Origin of the sequence: Aneurinibacillus thermoaerophilus, from assembly GCF_900099925.1 — a bacterium.
GTDB lineage: Bacteria > Bacillota > Bacilli > Aneurinibacillales > Aneurinibacillaceae > Aneurinibacillus > Aneurinibacillus thermoaerophilus.
On sequence record NZ_FNDE01000051.1, the window covers coordinates 1 to 18,006 of the forward strand.

16 protein-coding genes and 1 pseudogene are annotated in these 18,006 nt (G+C 42.9%); 4 read left to right on the forward strand and 13 right to left on the reverse strand.

The features are described 5' to 3' along the window. From BLR88_RS17185 to sbnA, 7 genes are all read right to left on the reverse strand, one after another. A partial coding sequence (locus BLR88_RS17185) for a transposase (RefSeq protein ID WP_217639404.1) occupies nucleotides 1-192 on the reverse strand: 192 nt, incomplete at its 3' end. A gap of 151 nt (nucleotides 193-343) precedes the next feature. Further along, complete coding sequence (locus tag BLR88_RS17190; protein ID WP_091261386.1) at nucleotides 344-2,200, reverse strand: IucA/IucC family protein; 1,857 nt, start codon at nucleotides 2,198-2,200, stop codon at nucleotides 344-346. After that, nucleotides 2,197-4,056: an IucA/IucC family protein gene (locus BLR88_RS17195; protein ID WP_254778363.1), complete on the reverse strand. Its 1,860-nt coding sequence runs from the start codon at nucleotides 4,054-4,056 to the stop codon at nucleotides 2,197-2,199. Before BLR88_RS17195 ends, BLR88_RS17190 begins: the two co-directional genes overlap by 4 nt. Nucleotides 4,057-4,065: 9 nt before the next feature. Further along, the gene (locus tag BLR88_RS17200; RefSeq protein WP_057897591.1) at nucleotides 4,066-4,833 is read right to left on the reverse strand and encodes a ParB N-terminal domain-containing protein; all 768 of its coding nucleotides are present in this window, start codon (nucleotides 4,831-4,833) and stop codon (nucleotides 4,066-4,068) included. Beyond that, the gene (locus BLR88_RS17205; RefSeq protein ID WP_057897590.1) at nucleotides 4,826-6,037 is read right to left on the reverse strand and encodes a type III PLP-dependent enzyme; all 1,212 of its coding nucleotides are present in this window, start codon (nucleotides 6,035-6,037) and stop codon (nucleotides 4,826-4,828) included. Before BLR88_RS17205 ends, BLR88_RS17200 begins: the two co-directional genes overlap by 8 nt. A gap of 27 nt (nucleotides 6,038-6,064) precedes the next feature. Then, nucleotides 6,065-7,078 carry a 2,3-diaminopropionate biosynthesis protein SbnB gene (sbnB, locus tag BLR88_RS17210; protein WP_091261390.1) on the reverse strand — a complete coding sequence of 338 codons (1,014 nt, stop codon included), beginning with the start codon at nucleotides 7,076-7,078 and terminating at the stop codon, nucleotides 6,065-6,067. A gap of 51 nt (nucleotides 7,079-7,129) precedes the next feature. Then, nucleotides 7,130-8,131 (reverse strand): 2,3-diaminopropionate biosynthesis protein SbnA, encoded by a 1,002-nt coding sequence (gene sbnA, locus BLR88_RS17215; protein WP_091261392.1) that lies wholly within the window; start codon nucleotides 8,129-8,131, stop codon nucleotides 7,130-7,132. 240 nt (nucleotides 8,132-8,371) lie between these two features. On the opposite strand from sbnA, the gene BLR88_RS17220 reads away from it, so the two are divergent. Further along, nucleotides 8,372-9,592, forward strand: coding sequence for an MFS transporter (locus tag BLR88_RS17220; protein WP_091261394.1), 1,221 nt, complete (start codon nucleotides 8,372-8,374; stop codon nucleotides 9,590-9,592). Between the two features lie 35 nt (nucleotides 9,593-9,627). After that, a complete protein-coding gene (locus BLR88_RS17225) occupies nucleotides 9,628-11,436 on the forward strand; it encodes an IucA/IucC family protein (RefSeq protein ID WP_057897586.1) in 1,809 nt (602 codons plus the stop codon). A 188-nt stretch (nucleotides 11,437-11,624) separates the two neighbouring features. Here BLR88_RS17225 and BLR88_RS17230 read toward each other — a convergent pair whose 3' ends face one another. The 5 genes from BLR88_RS17230 to BLR88_RS19750 form a co-directional block, all read right to left on the reverse strand. Continuing rightward, entirely contained in the window at nucleotides 11,625-12,968 is a 1,344-nt protein-coding gene (locus BLR88_RS17230; protein ID WP_057897585.1) for a sensor histidine kinase, read from the reverse strand. Next, on the reverse strand, nucleotides 12,965-13,636 hold the full coding sequence (locus BLR88_RS17235) for a response regulator transcription factor (RefSeq protein WP_057897584.1): 672 nt from the start codon (nucleotides 13,634-13,636) through the stop codon (nucleotides 12,965-12,967). Before BLR88_RS17235 ends, BLR88_RS17230 begins: the two co-directional genes overlap by 4 nt. 174 nt (nucleotides 13,637-13,810) lie before the next feature. Continuing rightward, nucleotides 13,811-15,016, reverse strand: coding sequence for a S1C family serine protease (locus tag BLR88_RS17240; protein WP_057897583.1), 1,206 nt, complete (start codon nucleotides 15,014-15,016; stop codon nucleotides 13,811-13,813). A gap of 370 nt (nucleotides 15,017-15,386) precedes the next feature. Then, nucleotides 15,387-15,830, reverse strand: a complete 444-nt coding sequence (locus BLR88_RS17245) for a hypothetical protein (RefSeq protein WP_057897582.1) — start codon at nucleotides 15,828-15,830, stop codon at nucleotides 15,387-15,389. 439 nt (nucleotides 15,831-16,269) lie between these two features. Beyond that, nucleotides 16,270-16,443 (reverse strand): hypothetical protein, encoded by a 174-nt coding sequence (locus tag BLR88_RS19750; RefSeq protein ID WP_156423990.1) that lies wholly within the window; start codon nucleotides 16,441-16,443, stop codon nucleotides 16,270-16,272. A 313-nt stretch (nucleotides 16,444-16,756) separates the two neighbouring features. On the opposite strand from BLR88_RS19750, the gene tnpA reads away from it, so the two are divergent. Together tnpA and BLR88_RS17255 are read left to right on the forward strand one after the other, a co-directional pair. Beyond that, the gene (tnpA, locus tag BLR88_RS17250) at nucleotides 16,757-17,155 is read left to right on the forward strand and encodes an IS200/IS605 family transposase (protein WP_082705854.1); all 399 of its coding nucleotides are present in this window, start codon (nucleotides 16,757-16,759) and stop codon (nucleotides 17,153-17,155) included. Between the two features lie 4 nt (nucleotides 17,156-17,159). Continuing rightward, nucleotides 17,160-17,657: pseudogene (locus tag BLR88_RS17255) on the forward strand (RNA-guided endonuclease TnpB family protein); the annotation flags it as partial. Nucleotides 17,658-17,747: 90 nt separating this feature from the next. Here the strand turns inward: BLR88_RS17255 and BLR88_RS17260 are convergent. Next, on the reverse strand, nucleotides 17,748-18,006 hold a 259-nt coding region (locus BLR88_RS17260; protein WP_139184919.1), incomplete at its 5' end, for an RNA-guided endonuclease InsQ/TnpB family protein.

Below are 18,006 nucleotides of genomic sequence, written 5' to 3' on the forward strand. Positions count from 1 at the left end.
TTCAAACTCTTTTTCCTGTGCGATTTCTTGAAAAAGGTCTTTCAAGTAGCCTTCTATCTCGGAAGTGAGTACTTTTCTTCGGTATTTTACAGACCAAACGATGTGATAATTAACATTGTAGACACAGGTTCGAGCATGTTTTATGGTAGATTTTTTCATACATATAGTATAGCACAAAAAGCTGTTTAACATGTATTATATTGAGCGTTTTCAATTACATATAGTCAGTGAAAATAACAAAAAATTTGCCCTTGTAATCCCCGCAAGGGGGATTCGGGCAAAGCGGACTCTCATCTCTTCTCTAAAGAGGCAGAGGATTCCCGTCCGCAATCCTAAATCCTGATTAATCAACATCTTTACGGTACAAAGGGTTCCTGGCCTGCTGAATGCGCAATTCCGTATCAGGAAAGAGCCTTCTCTTAGTTAACTGCTCGACTCCAATCGTTGGGGCAAAAAAATTAAAGAGGGAAAAACGTTCTTTATGCTCCAAAAAACGTCGTTGATATGTTTTAATGATTCCGCGCACAAGCAACCAGAATTTCGTTTCATTGAATGCAAAATACTCCTCCATAAACAAAGCAAGTTCACCTATATTAATGAAGAAAAAGGCATCATGAACAAAATCACGCACAGTCTCCGGATCGTCCGTCTCAATGAAAGAGTTCCGGTTCACTCTGGCATGATATTCAGGGGGATGCAATAAAGCCGGGCACGTTTTTGCATCGACTACATGCGTCCTCGAAAAACGAATACCGTCATGAAAGTCTTTCAGAACCACGCGAGTCGGCATTCCCTGTTTGTGTAAGAGCACCATGTTTTGTGCATGAGACTCAAGAGCAATCCCATGAACATAAAGAAAATGAATAATTGGCAGAATGCTTGTAGTAAGCAATCGCGTTAACCATTGCTCTGCTCCGTATCTGTCTATCCATGAAGAAATGAATGGCCGATTGTCCAGATCAACAGAACACAACGCGTTAAACGGAATCGCTTCTTCATCACTATCCATAAAGTTCTGTAAACTTTCGCGCCAAATACAACTGAGAACCCCGTACGTTTTCTCCTGGAGATAATCCGCGAGCGGCACCGGATCATAGGAGATACCCATTACTTCGCCAAGCAGCACAAGACGCAATTCATCTTGTAAAAAGGGATCATTCTTTACGATATGCTTTAGCCAATCAGAAATAACAGGAGCGTTCTCTACTGTATGCGGAGCAAGAACACGACTTGTCGACGTATTGATAATACTTAATGAAAGTTTAAGATATGCCTTCTGCCGTGAAGTACAATTGGCTAAAGTACGAATGGACTGCTGCGGAATATATTCCTCTTTCGAGCATCCGAGAAGAAGAATATCATTTCGTCGTATATCTTCAAGAAAAACGGACACAATGATGGTTTTCCACTGCCACGGATGAACAGGCAAAAATAAATACTCTCTCGGATCATTGCCGGTTGCCTTTACCTTTTCAGTAAAAGCATAAACTTGTTCCTCCCCAAGCTCATCATCTAAAAAACGCTTATATTGCAGATGCTTGGCGATGGAGAACCGAGCCTTCCCTCTTCGTACAGCTAGCCAAAGAGGGCGAAACGGCTTTTGAAATTCAGGGCCATACATGTAGTTGTCAACATAATTAAATCCAATCCTTGATTTATAACTTGGATGATACGGATGGCCATCCATTATGTTTCCTTCCAGCTCATCATAAGAACGTTCCCGAAGCATAACCTGAGCCTGAGAACGATAGTATTGCGCTAACGTATCCTTTAACAATGTTTGTTCCAGCTCATGAATAAAATTTGCAAGCCTCGTTTCATCGGCGCCGATTTGTCCAGAAACCTCAAGAAGAAACTGGGTAATTGATTCGGCTTCTCTCTCTTCTCCATGCGCCTGACGAAGAATCGGTTGATTGCTCAAGCGTATACGGCCAAAAGTAGAATGTTGCTTTCCACGGCACAAATAAACAGTCGGTTCCCCTGTTTGACTTATCCCTCTCAAATAATAAATCTGCTCTTTTGTATCTTCTACAACCTCGGGCTGGATAATCCCTTCAAAGAATAAGGATTCTACTAACTGGCGAAAAATTCGCCGGCGCACATTTACATATTGCGGTGATGAGAGCGCCTCTTGCACCACAAGCGCCTGCTCTTCCAGCAAAACATCTACATCAAATGTTTCATTCTTTGTCTCGATCATGCTTTCACCTCCTTACGAATTTCTGTTAGCTTTGTTTGAAACATATAAAGAGGATTTTTTACGGCATGTACTCGAACCCCTGTATCGTCAAATAGACGACGTTTCGTCAACTGTTCTACTTCAATCGTTTTCGTAAACAAATCAAACAGGTAAAATCGTTCTCGCAAATGTGAAAAACGCTGTTGATACCCCGCGATGACGTCAGCTACCATCTCCCAAAAATCTTGTTCCGATAAACGATAGTGCTTTTTTAAAAACAAAGCAAACTCAGACAAATTAATGAAAAAGAAGGCATCATGCAGAAAATCTTTAATTTCTGACGGATCCTCTTTCTCGATAAAAGAATTACGATTGATTCGCGGATGGTTTGCAGATGGATACTCGATTTGTGGATAACCAATTGATGTAGACATAACAGCAGGCGAGTAGCGAATGCCATCATGAAAATCTTTGAGCGCAATTCTCTCAGGTATACCCTCCCGCATAATTAAAATCATATTTTGAGCATGTGATTCCATCGCTACACCATGTGCATATAAGAGATGAATAAGAGGTAAAACCGATATCTCAAACATCCGCTTTAGCCACTTACGAAGCCCTGCCTGTTGAATCCAGGAGTCGATGAACGGCCGCTTGTCCGCATTCAAATGGCAGAGAGCGTTGAATGGAATTGCAGTTTCACCTGGCTCCAAGTATTTATATAAACTTTCGCGCCAGATCGCCCCCAGGACGCCATAAACCTTTTGCTCCATGACATCGACAAGCCCTTGATGATGATAAGAAACGCCCATCACTTCTTTGAGCAAAACCAGTCGCAATTCCTCACGCAAATACGAATCACTTTCCATAATCTTCCCTAACCAATCAGAAATCCTCGCGGCATTGATAATCGTATGCTGACCCAGGATACGACTGGTCGAAGTATTCGTAATGCTTAACGGTAGCTTCACATATGACTTGGTACGCGAAGAAGCATTCGCTAATGTACGGATAGACTGTTGCGGGCAATATTCGTCCGTTCCTTCCCCTAAGCAGATCATCCGTTTACTCTGAATTTGCTCGAAAAATTCGTGCATAATTACGTGTCTCCACTGCCATGGGTGAACAGGTACAATCACATAATCTTCCGGCCTTTTTCCATGGCCTTGAATCACTTTCATAAACTTTTCATAATCCGCACCTAATTCCTGCTGGATAAAAGAAGCATAATCCAACGTATGAGAAACAGAAAGCCTCGCTTCCTCTCGCTGGATGGCTACCCATACGAGTGTTAGACGCGGTTTAAACTCCGGTCCAAATTCTGTATGATCCTTCAATGTAAAGCCAATCCTGGATTTATAGCACGGATGATATAGATGCCCATCCATAATATCTCCTTCCAGCTCATCGTAATCTACCACTTGTTCAGCTGGCTGTTCCCGTTTATAGCATTGCGCTATCGTATCCTTAAGCAAGGTTTGATTAATTTCATCTATAAATAAAGAAAGCTTGGCTTCTGACGCATGAATAAACGGAGCAATCTCATATAAAAAAGTAGTCAAAGACTCTGCCTCTTTTTCTTCTCCATGTATGACCCGTTTTACCGGATCAGATGATAAACAAATCCGCTCAAAACTAAATGTACGGGTAGCACGAAAATGATACTCTACTCTATTGTCCTCCCTGTCACGACCGGGCAGTATCAGTACATCTCCCCCTTTCCCTGACCGTTGTTCCGGGTGAATCATCCCTTCATAAATCAGGGATTGTATTAATTGCCGAAAAATTCTTCGTCTTACCATAACAAATGGTTCTGAATCTAAAAAGGAAAGCAGGATATCATTCATTCTTTTCACCTCAAGTGAATATTGCGCCATAATCCTGTCTTATACTTCGCAAAGATAAACGGCTTCCGCATACAATCGCAACGCGCGCGCCCACTGTTCTTTCTTTTGCTCCCACTCCGCTTGATTCAATGAACCAGCCATCAAATAAGAAAGCGGAATATTTAGATTCAATAACCTGCCATTCACGACGACGCGGGTAACTCCCGCCGGCATGACGGCTCCAGAAAGAACAATGCTTTCAATCTCTTGCAGAGTGTAAGCGGGATAACAAAGCCGTACCATTCCCTTTTCTACATGGTACTCATGACCGGATATAATACGTTTGATGCTATAATCTTTTCTATATGCGTTTACAATAAGGTGCCAAATCGCCAGCCTCGTCAATGGACTCGATTCCGCTGCGCCCTCATACACATAATATTTGTTTGTATCTGTCACAACCTGAACAATAGGAGCGCTTTTTACCCGTTCCGTTTGCCAGCGGATAGAAGGATGGTTTTTCAACTGTTCTAGCCATTCTCCCATAGGAATGACGTGATCCCACGACCCAATTTGAATTTCCTCACGCTCTATAATCTGTACGGCGATCCGCTTGCAGCCGAGATTTTGCAACGCATTTGTGCGATGCGCGCCGTCCAAGATCAAGTAGCGCCCATCTGACATTTGCATGGCCAGCGGTGGATGTCGGAGTACGCCATCTGTGGAAATAGCGGCACATGTTTGAGCAAGACGGGTATGTTCATGCTCCTCATGCAGGCAAATTTTCTTTATATCAATTAACCGCAACGATGATAAAATATCATCCACGATCGCTCCTTCCTCCTTCATACAAATAAATATGCTCCGGATGAGGGTGGCTCAGAAAATCATGATGGGAAATGGCCCAACCGTAAGCACCCGTATATTTAAACAAAACGACATCTCCAATTCTCACTTGTTCTATTTTCACATCTTTCGCCATCACATCTTTCGGCGTACATAGCTGACCGACAATTGTAATATCACTTTGCTGTAATCCATACCGCTCAAAAGGATAGTTCCAGATATCAATAGGTATAACTTCAAAAGGATGACTATGCTGCCACGAAACCGGTAGCCGGAAATGATGAGTTCCGCCACGCACGATCGCGTAATTCTTTCCATGATTCTTCTTAATATCAAGCACTTCTGTCGCATAGTAACCGGCAGAAGCGGTCAGATAACGGCCACACTCGAACAATACTGTCATCTCCGGCAAGGAATACTGTTCAAGCACGGGAGAAAGCTCTTCGACAAAATGCTCCCATGCGAATTGCCGGTGCAAATCAGCATAATTTACGCCAATTCCGCCGCCGACGTTCAAATAACGAATAGATTGTCCAAATTGCTTTGCCCACGCAGATACGAGCTGACAATAGTAGGTCACCAGTTGTACATGTTGGGCAGCATCCAAATTGTTCGATAGCGAATGAAAATGAAATCCTTCAACGGTAATATGATCTAATTGCTTTGCTAAAGAAATCGCCTCCGGAACCATTGCTTCATCAATTCCAAATTGGGTGGGGCGCCCCCCCATTGCTAACGTTGCATTCGGTAGAGGGCCGCGCAAATTCACGCGTAATAAAACAGGAATCACCGCTCCGTATTTTTCTGCCAAGTAGTTTACTCTCTTTAGTTCATGCAGACTTTCCACATGAATAAGGCTTACCCGATGCTCAATCGCTCCGGCGATCTCCTCGTCTGTCTTACCCGGGCCTCCAAAAATAATTGGAACATTCTCATCAATGGCACGAACTTTCTTTATTTCACCGAGAGACGCCACTTCAAAACCATGGACAATCGGCGCCAGCGCTTTAAGAATTTCCGCTTCTGAATTCGCCTTAATCGCATAGAAAAGCCGGCACGTTGTGGGTAACGTTTCAACGCATTTTGCAACATGCTCCCGCAAAGCGGAAAGATCATAAATATAGGCGCAAAAAGGGGTATGCTGTTCTTTTTTCCTGGATTTGATGTAATCGATAATATGATTCATCGCGTTCTCCTTATAGCTATGCCTGTTCTATAAATGTAGTTTCGTTCCGACATCGTTAGCTATCGCTTTCCTGTAAATTTCCGCCGCGCTGGCAATGTCCTCAACAGCCATTCCCATAGGATTCAGAATGATAATCTCATCTTCCGCTTCACGTCCCGGCTTTTTCCCAATCAAAATTTCGCCAAGCTCTGCGTGCAACTGTTCACGCGAAAAGCGCCCTTCAAGCACAAGTTGATGAATTACCTTTTTCTCGCGATTCGCTTGATCCCAATCGTCGACCACTACTTTATCCGCGCGCAAGAATACCTCTTTATGCAAATCCATAATCGAAATATTGCTTACAAAGGTGCCTTTATTAAGCCACTCGAACGGAATGTATGGCTCCGCTGCAACCGTCGCGGTCACTAGCACTTCCGCTTGCCGAACAGCGTTTTCTGCCATTTCTGCTACCTGTACCGTCACATGCGGAAACGTTTCCCGCAATTCAGCCGCAAGCCGGTTCGCGGCTTGATCATTTACATCGAAGAGATATACATTCCGAATCGCGGCAAACTGCTCTAACAGAGAAGTAAGTTGCATTCTAGCGATTACACCGCAACCAATGCTCGAAACCTTTGTAAATTCCGGTTTGGCCAAATGCTGAGCTCCGATCACAGTAACAGCCGCCGTGCGCATCCCGCTAATTAAGCTTGCCTCCAATATGGCAATCGGATAATTGCTTTCCGGATCATTGAGAATAATTAAACCGCTTGCCCGTTCGATCCCTCGCCTGCTGGGATTATCATGCTTACTCCCGATCCACTTTAATCCGCTCATAGAAACATCTCCGCCCACATAGGCAGGCATCGCAATAATTCGATCCGCAATGTGGCCGTTTTTTTCATCTGCACGCAAATAAGGTTTAAGAGGCTGAACAAAATCTTTCTGCGCATGCAATTCAAGCGCACGCCTCACCGCGCGTACATAAGGATGGGATGTATTCCCACCCAGTGCTATAATATCTTGCTTGCTTAAATATAAAATAGGTTGCTGTTGATTCATGGAAAAATCCCCTTTTTTCAAATTAATTTACTTATAAATACTTATAAAAGATTAGATGGACATCTGCAGCCTTAGAAGCTTTTGTACCCATTCTTCGTTATACACGCTGTCCAAATAACGTTCGCCGCGGTCAGGAAATACGGTAACAACTCTTGTCGAGGGCGGCAGCGTAGGCAATAGCTTTCCTAATGCGGCTACAATTGAACCGGATGATCCGCCGGCAAGAATCCCTTCTCGCTCTAAAAGAGCCAGGCAGCCAGTGACAGATTCACGGTCATCTACATGAATGACCTGATCAATTTCATCCGGGGAAAATAGCTCCGGCACGCGACTTGCGCCAATTCCTGGAAGCTCACGCGGCAAAGACGGTGTGCCAAAGATCACCGAACCGACCGCATCTACAGCTACTACTTTGACTTGTGGAAAAGCCTCGCGAACCCTGCGTGAAATTCCAAGTATACTTCCCGTGGTGCTTACTGCGCAGACCAGATAATCAATCGGACCATCTATTTGTTTTACAATCTCACTGCCTGCTCCATGATAATGTGCCTGCCAATTCAAAGGATTCGCATATTGATTGATCCAATACGCGTTCGGTATGGTCTGTACAAGTTCTCTAACCCGCCGAATCCTCGTTTGCAAGTATCCTCCCTGCTCATCAGGTTCTTGAACCATGTCAATGTTTGCGCCCAAATAAGTAAGAATCCGAAGATTTGTTTTTGTTATTTTCGGATCAACGACGCAGGTAAACTTCAAACCGTACCGCTTCGCTGCAATGGCAAGCCCAATGCCCAAATTTCCCGATGTGCTCTCAATAAGATGGGTATGCTGGTTGATGGTGCCATCACATAATCCTTGTTCAATAATATAGCGGGCCGGCCGATCTTTCATGCTTCCCCCTGGATTCATCAGCTCCAGCTTGGCATATAAAGAAACACCTGAATCAGGAAAAAGCGACCTTAATCTTACCAGCGGCGTGTTTCCCACGCAATCCATAATAGAGTCCGCAACACGTATAGATGTACTTACCAATTGAGAAGTATACTTTTGCATTACGAGCATCTCCCCTCCAGGAAAGAGATATGGTTTTAAGAAAAGTGATAATGATAATCTATATCACTTATTGAGTATTATTATTGATAATCATTCTCATGTCAATGATTAGAAAAAATTTTAAATTATTTGTAATGTGCCTTATTTCTGATTGACAATGATTATCAATACTGTTAATATGTACACATTAATTGATAATGATTGTCATTTTCTTTTATGGAGGGGTGTGATGAAAGGTAAATGGATTCTGCCTTATGGAAAACCAATGTTCGAATTCTATGGAGCGGACGTTTTCTGGTTAGTACAGGCTTAACCGGAATTAGTCCATTTATCCCCTTTTTTATGGAATCACTCAGTGATGGTGATACAGAAAATAGGCTGCTTTGGAGCGGTTTGGCTCTCGCTGCCCCTGCCCTATCTTACGCCATCATGACACCCCTGTGGGGCAAAGTAAGCGACAGATGGAGCCGGAAATGGATGGTGGTTCGCGCCCTGTCCGGCTTAGCATTAAGCATGTTCTTCATGGGGATTGCACAAACTCCCTTCCAATTCTTTCTGTTTCGTTTGTGTCAAGGAGCCTTCGGTGGAATTTCTGACGCAAGCAGCGCTTTCATCGGCGCTGAAACTCCAAAAAATCGCCAAGGATATACGTTGGGAAAAATGGAAAATGCCTCAGCGCTTGGCCTTCTACTAGGCCCATTTCTCGGAGGCATACTTGTGGAATTTTGGGGCTGTCGTCCATTGCTTTTGCTAATGGGTCTCTTAACGGGTTGCTGTGCAATCATAGCGGCTATCTTCCTTACCGAAACCCGATCCCAGACGAAAGCAGAATCCATACACAATAGTATATGGAAAACTTTTGCTTCCCTCTATCAACACCGTGCCGTGCGAGCATTCATTCTGGCCGGAATTCTAGTAAAAGTGGCTGATTTCGCTACCTTTGCGATTTTTACTCCTTATGTAGAACAAATGATCCAATCATCAGCAACAGCTATCTGGGCGGGAATTCTTCTAGCTATGACTTCATTCGGGGAACTGGTTGGCGCACCATGGTGGGGAAAGAAAAATGATTGTCAACGTATTGAGTATACTTTCATCTGGGCTGCCTTTTTTTGCTCTGTTTGCATGCTTATTCAGACGTACACTTTGAGTTTGCAATGGCTTCTTATTGTCCGCTTTCTGCAAGGCTTTTCTTACAGTGCACTCCTGCAATCTGTCATGTTATATGTGCTGCGAACATCTGATATGGACAATCAGGGCGTACGAATCGGCGCAACCAACAGCCTTCTCATGATCGGCCAAATCACCGGTCCCTTCCTCGGATCGTTCCTGGGTAGCCACATCGGCTTCCCGTTTGTCTTTCTTGTCATGGGAATCGTATTGGCATTCACTTCTATGATTATCTGGTATTCTTCTCTACTTTCAAGCAACCGGAATCTTAATGTCCATCACAAACTCTAAAACGCTTTTAATGATTCAAAGAAAGGAGCATAAGTATGACTGCGATTGCCGGACATGTAAACAAAGAAGAGGAAACGATGATGAAACTGACGGAAAAAGAAATGCTCAAGCGAATTTTGAACGCGTATCTTCGCGAAACAGGCAATCATGATCCAAGGGATCAGCAAGCGGTGCAAACTCTCTCTCTTCCGGTTCACACGGAAACCGCCATGAAAATTTTTTTGCCACACACAAAAAATACAATTCTCGGGACACTTACCTATTGGTCCGCTGGCGGCCATCATGCATATGGAGATACGTTCTTTCAAGAAACAGAGACAGGAAAAAAGACCCTGTCCTTTGAACAAATTGTTCTTTTCATTATGCAAGAAGTCTCTATTTCAGAACCCGATAAGACGTTGCGGCAACAGAAACAGGAAGAATTGATACGTATGATTAAAAACAGCTTAAAAAATATGCGTATATACAGTCAGCAGACAACAACAAGAGAAGGGCTTGCCACGGCCCGCTTCGATTTTCGATACTCGGAACAATCGCTCTACTACGGGCATCCGTTTCATCCTACACCCAAAAGTTCAGAAGGCTTTACAGCAGAAGACTTGCGGAAATACGCGCCTGAAATGGGCGCCGCTTTTCCCCTGCACTATTTTGCCCTTTCTCCCGAACTCATTATAGAAGGATGGGTCAATAAGCAAGAAGAAGAAACAGACCCTTTTATTCCAGAAGCAATCGCAACGCAAGCCCGTCAACAGCTAAACACCGAATATGAATCGTATGTATTGCTTCCATGCCATCCATGGCAAGCTATGTATCTTCTCACGCAGCCGCTGGTTAAAAAATTAATAGAAGAAAAACAACTGATCGATCTTGGTCCATTAGGTAAGAACGTATATCCTACTTCCTCCGTTCGTACGGTCTGGTCGCCAGAGCATCAATGCTTCTACAAGCTATCTCTACATATACGCGTGACAAATTTTATTAGAGAAAATACCCGCGAACAATTATACCGGACACTGGATGCGGCCAAGGTCGTGCATTGTGTGAAAGACCGTTATAATTCTGAGAATTTCACCATCTTATTGGAAAACGGATTTCGGACGGTATCAATTCCGTATGCAACCCATGCGGAAAACGAGCAAATTATGGCAAGCTTCTCCGCTATTCTGCGCGAAGCACCCGCAGAGTGCCAGGAAGAAAATACACCTTATGTCATTGCTTCTTTATTCGAGGTACCTCCTAAAGAAAAAGAACCGGCCTTATTCTATGCGATTCGTAGACAGAATGAGAAGCGCGAGTTACCTAACTTGTTTGAATGGCTAAAACAATATTTATCTATTTCTTTGCAGCCGATTTTACAGCTATTCGCTGAAACAGGGATCAGCCTTGAGGCGCACGTGCAAAATTCCATGCTTCGGCTAAAAGATGGTTTTCCATCCAAATTTTACGTTCGTGATTTAGAAGGGATTAGCGTAGACCGCGAACAAGCGAAAAAGCAAAATTGGGTTGATACGATTATTTCTGCTGCTAGTCCCGTTTTATATAGCAACGAACAAGCATGGTTCCGTCTAAAGTATTACTTTTTCGTTAATCATCTGGGGCACCTTGTTCATACGCTCGCCCGCTATAGTCATCAAGATGAGTATTTATTCTGGCAAACGGTGCGGGAATTCTTACAGTCGATGAAAATAACCACTGCTTCACCGCAGCTACAATCATTAATTGATGATCTGCTGCACAGCGACACTCTTCCGGCAAAGGCTAATTTATTCAGCTGCTTTCAAAAACGGGGTGAAAATCCGTTGTATATGGACATTCCAAATCCTATATTTACATGCGCGCTATAGCTCCACATATTAAGAAAGAAACAGGACTATCCATACTCACCACATAAAAACATGCAGTGAAAAATACACCTTTCCTTCCTTCGCGCCTTTTTATCTTTCTATTCTGTACCAAACCAGGCAAAAGCGAAAAAGCGGCCGCCAAAACATCGCAACCGCTTTTTCGCTCTTGTCGTGAAGGTATGGAGATGTTAAGCCGAACAAATTTGTAAATAAAAAGCTACACCCCCCTCTTCATTCCTCGCCCAGACTTTCGCCTGATGAAGATCGGCGATGCGCCTGACAATCGCCAAACCAAGCCCAAATTGTCCTTTCTTTCCTTTATAAAAAGGATGAAAAATGGCTTCCAGAGCATCTTGGGAAATCTTCTCTCCATCATTCCAGATTCGCAAGGTTATATATGTCTGTTCCTGCTTTTTTTCTTTTTGCGCTGAAATTATAATTTGTTTCGACGCATAACGAATTTGATTGTCCAAAATGTTCTCTAGCGCCACTTGCAACTGCTCCCGGTTTCCTTGCACCACCACGGGGATCAACTGCATCTTCCATTCAAGTTCCACACGCTGAAAACGCAAACGATTTACCACTTCATGAACCAACTCTGCCATATCGACAGGCTGAAAAACCTGCTCCTGATCAGATAAATAATCAAGTTTTGTTAAATACAGCAAATTTTTTATTTGCTTTTCTAGACGCTCCGCTTCTCCTTCAATCACATTCATTGTACCGTGCAAATCTCCTTTTGGATAAATTCCGTCCTGCACGGCTTGTATATAACTGCGAATGACCATAACCGGCGTTTTCAATTCATGGGAAACATGCTGCAGGAAAGAGCGCTGGGCTTCATCTTGCTGAATAAGTTTTTTCCGCATTCTCTCAACCGATTGCGCTAACTTTCCGATTTCGTCCTTTCTATCCAAAAGCAAAGGTTCCGACCAATCCATATCTGCGATGCGTTTTACATGTTTTTCAATCTTGATTAGTGGGCGTGATAAATATTTCGCTAGCCAAAAGGAAAAAGGAAAACTTATTACCAACACAAATCCTAAAACTCCGATTAACTGTTGAAAAAGCGATTGAATGATCCGGTTTTCATATTCTTCCCATACATAAGAGAAAAGATAAACATCCTGTCCATCGACTTCTCCCTTGCGAATTACATAAAAAATCTTTTCACCCGCTATGTTTCCTACATACCTTTGCGAATCACTCTCTTGCTCAAACGCTTCCCTTTTTACCTCCTGCAAAAAGGACAAAGGAAGATCAGTCGGAGAAACGATGACTACTCTATCCCCTAACAAAAAAACATGCTTGACTACTCGAATATTTTCAAGCTTCTGTCGTGCCCCGGGCGGAATGTTTTCCATGTCATGTATCCAAAGCAAATTTTGAGCATCCTCAATTCTCGTATAAATCTCCTGGGTTAAAAAAGGACGAACAGTTAATGGAACCAGCAAAACGACAAGCAAGGCCAACGCTACCATAAAACCGGTAAAGACGAGCCAAATTTGTACGGCTAAGGATTTATTTTTCATTGCTTTACAACCCTATACCCATATCCGTATATTGTCTCGATACGCAAGTCAGGCATTTTTTTGCGAATACGCCTTACAATGTCATCCACTACTCGATCCGTACCAAAATAGTCTTCTCCCCATACATACTTTAAAATCTGCTCCCGTGAAAATGCTTGGCCCTGATTTTTCGCAAACAAAAGTAAAAAATCGAATTCTTTGGATGTCAATTCGATGATCTGCTGATGATGCATAACCATTCTTTTCGACTCGTCTATCGAATACGGGGGCAGGGAAATTACACAGGTGGAAACAGAAGCTTTCCCGTATACACGCTCCAATAATTTACGTGTACGAATGACCAGCTCACGCGGCAAAAAAGGTTTAGCCAAATAGTCATCGCTTCCCATCTCCAACCCAATGACTCGATCCAGTTCTGCATCCCGGGCGGAAATAAAAATCACCGGAACCTCAGGGGAATCCGCTTTAATTTCCCGAATGAGCTGATAGCCGTCAATATCCGGCAACATAATGTCCAAAATCCATAAGTCGGGCCGATGATGGATGGCCTGCCTTGCTTCTTCCCCGGTTAGAAAAGAAACAACATCCCATCCTTCTTTCCGCAAATAAGAAACAAGCAATTGATTTACATTCTCCTCATCCTCAACCAAATAAATACGAAATGGCATGGTTTCACCCCCGTGACAAACAATTTTTATGGATTAAACATACCGAAAAAAGGGGATGATATGCAACATATGAGAAAAACTCGCAGACGTAAGCGCTCGTTCTTTTTCCGTAAACATTGCAAATACGACGAACAGAAAAAACCGGGGATAGACTCCCCGGTTCCGGTGGTTTCTTTACGGCATGTTTCGTTTTGTAAGTACAATATTGACGCTATGCAGCTTTCCGTCGCGATAGAACGTTACTTTCACTGTATCCCCAACTCGCTTCTGGAATAAATACTTGCGTAATTGTACCGAATTCTCAATTTTTTGATCATCGAGCTGCACAATGACATCATACTGCTTTAATCCCGCCTTCTCGGCAGGGCTGAACTGTTCTACATCTTTCACAACAACTCCGCTCTCCACATCGGCAGGCAATTGCAGCGGGTCTTGCCATGCCTCTGTCGGTACAGCCTGCAAATCGACCGGCGTAATGCCCAACTTCGGACGCTGCACAGACTTGTGCGCAATCAAATCATCAATAATTTTACTCGCGTCATCGATCGGAATGGCAAAGCCTAGTCCTTCCACTCCTGTCTTCGCAATTTTAGAGCTATTGATCCCGATCACCTGACCGGAAATATTCACGAGTGGGCCACCGCTATTTCCCGGATTGATCGCCGCATCCGTTTGCAGAACATTCGTTTCAAAATCTTGCTCCCCATCTCCATCCAGGTCAACCGGTATCGTTCTTTCCGTTGAACTGATAATTCCCTGAGTAACTGTGCGGGAGAATGTCATACCAAGAGGGTTCCCAATGGCAATCGCCGGTTCACCCACCTTAACTGCAGATGAATGACCGAATTCCGCAACCTGTTGAACTTTCGAGCCATCAATTTCAAGGACAGCCAGATCAGTCCACGGATCCGTACCTATAACTTTAGCATCAATGTTTTTCTTACCATTCGCAAGAGATACCTGAACTTTCTGCGCTCCTTCGATTACATGATTATTCGTTACAACATATGCTTTATCTCCAGCCTTGCGAAATACGATCCCTGAGCCGGTTCCTGCTTCCCCACGCGCAACTTGTCCAAAAATATTCGTTGTTTCTTGAATATTAATCACACCGACGACCGCATTTTCCACTTTCTTAACCGCATCGACAACAGCCGAATTAACGTTTACAGAATAATTGGCTATCTCACCGCCGGATGGTGCACTGGATGGTGCCACATTCCAACCTGGGAGATAGCCTGATTTTAGCAGCGTCGGCATCATCATTAACACAAGCAAACCACCCATAATCGCTGAAACAAAAGCAATAAAAACCAGCGAGGATCCTTCTCTTCTTTCTTTCTTAAGCTGACTGGAAAAACTATCATCATAATAGCCCATAGCATGACTCCTTTCTCCACTGCATTTTGCCTAATCGTTTCTATAGCTTCAGAATCGTTTTTATATCTGTTGATCAGTAATTGGTTCTTAATATCTTTTACTGTAAATAAAAAATGCGGAACAAATATCAAGGAATTGTGGGAAATTGTCAAAACATAGTCAACAAAAAAGAGGCCTACTCTCCGTTCACGATGGATGTATCTTAATACAACCTGTGTGAAACGGGAATAACCTCAACAGTTCCTGCGGTTGGCTAGCTTACGCTAACAATCTCATACTTTTTCGGCTCATGCTCGTTTGCATTCCATGTTGTCGCAAAATGGCCTGATACTCGTTCGATGCATACTGGCTCCCTTGATCCGAGTTGTTTCTATAAAATGTTTTTTAACATCGATTGCACCACCGGGTTTTGCAAAAGTTTTATAATCTGGGCAAGGTCTACATTGTCAAGTAAATTTCCCAGGCTGCTTTTTTCTGTGTCTGCTGTTTGGCTACTCTTCGGGGCGGTTTCCGGGGCAGTTTGAACTTCCGCGTTGCTCTTATCGCGCCGCTTTCTTGGTTGTCTATTGTTTCTTTTGGCTAGATACTTTTTAACCTCTGCTAGTTCTACCAGGATATTTTCAAGTTTTTCTCTATTATCCTTTGTCTCCATAATATGAGCTTCAATGTTATACAACGTATTTTCAAGTTTTTCCCTGTCATCTTTTGTCTCGATTATGTTACCTTCTATTTTACGCAGCGTATTTTTAATTCCTAATAATCGCTGGTTGATGACATGCAGCTCTTTTCTCCGGTTTGGACTGCCCTTCTTCACGACAAAACACCTCCTTTTTCTTTTGTACTGCTGGGTCCCATACTCATTGTATGTTAAAAAAGGCATAATAGAGATAAGGCATGTACCTAGTTTATAAACGTACAAAAGGAGAAAGAGGAAAGAACACGAGAAAAGTCCAGGCCATTGTTTTTGTATGGAATATGATTTGACGTTCATTTCTACATAGGAACTTTAGATTTTATTACTGTCCAATCCTATTACTTTATGTAAAAACCCACTTTTGAGCGTACAAAAATGAGGGAACGTATGATTTTTCAGTAATAGCATCTGTTAGATTTTGTTATCCTTTATTTCTTAAAGGTTGTCCTTCCTGCACGGTGAATAGGGGGATTCTTCATTCATATCCCCCGTTCGTTTTCACCCGCACAAGAAAGGCTCACGAGAAGAATAAAAAAACAAACATGAAATTAATTTCGTGTTATTCACGTGATTCCCGTCGTTCTCTGCGTCGTTCTTTGCGTGGTTCACGCTGTTCCTTCGCTGATTTACGTGTTTCCCGCTGTTCTTCACGTCGTTCACGCCGTCCTTTGGCTGATTTACGTGTTTCCCGCTGTTCTTCATCTTCACATCGTTTCCTACCAAAAAGACCCATTCTCTTCCCCCCTTTTCACATGGCATCTAATTCCATACTATGTGGAGTAAGAGCAATGGTTATATTAGTATCTCGCTTTATATGCATAATGTGAAAATTGGGCGCATAGAAGATAACGCCCGATAATTAGAGGTACTTTTTTTATCCAAGCACATTTTCATTTATTACAGAAAATACCGTCTGAAAGCCCACGGTTTGAATCGTGGGGTGAAAGACAGCGTTGCTCGATAATCCCTTCATGGGATTGCTTAGAGCAACAATTTTTTATCTTTAATTGTTGCAGTATGACTATTAAACTGGTACGATCCATAATATGGAACAAGAATATCGAAGAACGAAAACAACTGTATCTTTAATTAACTATCATTTTGTTTTCTGCCCACGTTATCGAAGAAAAGTGTTAGTGAACAGAGTGGAAGAGCGATTCAAGCAGTTAGTAGAAGAAATTTGCCAAGAGAATGATTGGATCATTCTTGCTATGGAAGTGATGCCTGATCATTGCCATTTGTTCTTGAATTGTCTTCCCTCTGATTCTCCATCAGATATTATGGCAAGAGTGAAAGGAGTGACTTCCAGACGATTAAGACAGGAATTTAAACACCTGTCTCATCTGCCAAGTCTTTGGACACGCTCTTTCTTCGTTAGTACAGCAGGGAATGTATCAAGTGAAACAATCAAACGCTATGTGGAATCTCAAAAGAAAAGGGGGTGAATCGATGCCAACGATCACACTAAGGCTAGAACTACACAAACCGACTCAAGTCAAACAGGAAATGTACCAACGAATGACAGAATTGAACACAGAATTTGCTAATTGGCTATTGCATCATCCTGAATTAAACAAAGCAACGAGCAAGATATTTAAAGACTTTTCGTCACAAAAGTTTCCTTCTGCTATCGTTAATCAGACTATTCGAGAAGTAAAGTCCCAAAAGAAAAATCAGAAGGCAAAGACGTTTAGAAAACTATGGTGTTGCTTTAATAATCAAAACTTAAAAGTAGAAAAGAAAGGAGATTTCTACACGGTTGCTTTTCCAACATTAGAGAAAATAATAGGTGTACCCGTTGTAGCACGTCCATATCAACAAGCATGGCTTAATCGAATCATTAACGGAACGGCAAAACAAGGAGCGGCTAAACTGTATAAGAAAAAGAAAAAATGGTACTTAGCCATTCCAATCACTTTTGAAGTAGAACAACGGAAAGAAAGTGAACCTCTCTCCAATAAATTGGAGAGCTTCTCGCTTCATCGAGCCGACTATTGTCGCACTCTCCACGAAGGCTAGTTCCTAGCCTAGCGTGTCTTACGACACGTTTTGTAGTTGTTGTACTGCCCGTTTGAGAATGTTTTTGGCGGCATTTACATCACGGTCACATTCAAATCCACAAGAAGGGCAACGATGTGTCCGTACAGCCAATGTTTTCTTTACGATTTCATCACAGCTTGAGCATTGTTGACTTGTGTTTCGTGGATCAACCAGAACAACACGCTTACCAGCACTTTCAGCCTTGTAAGTGGTGAACTGCACAAGTTGATTCCACCCTGCGTCTGCAATACTCTTT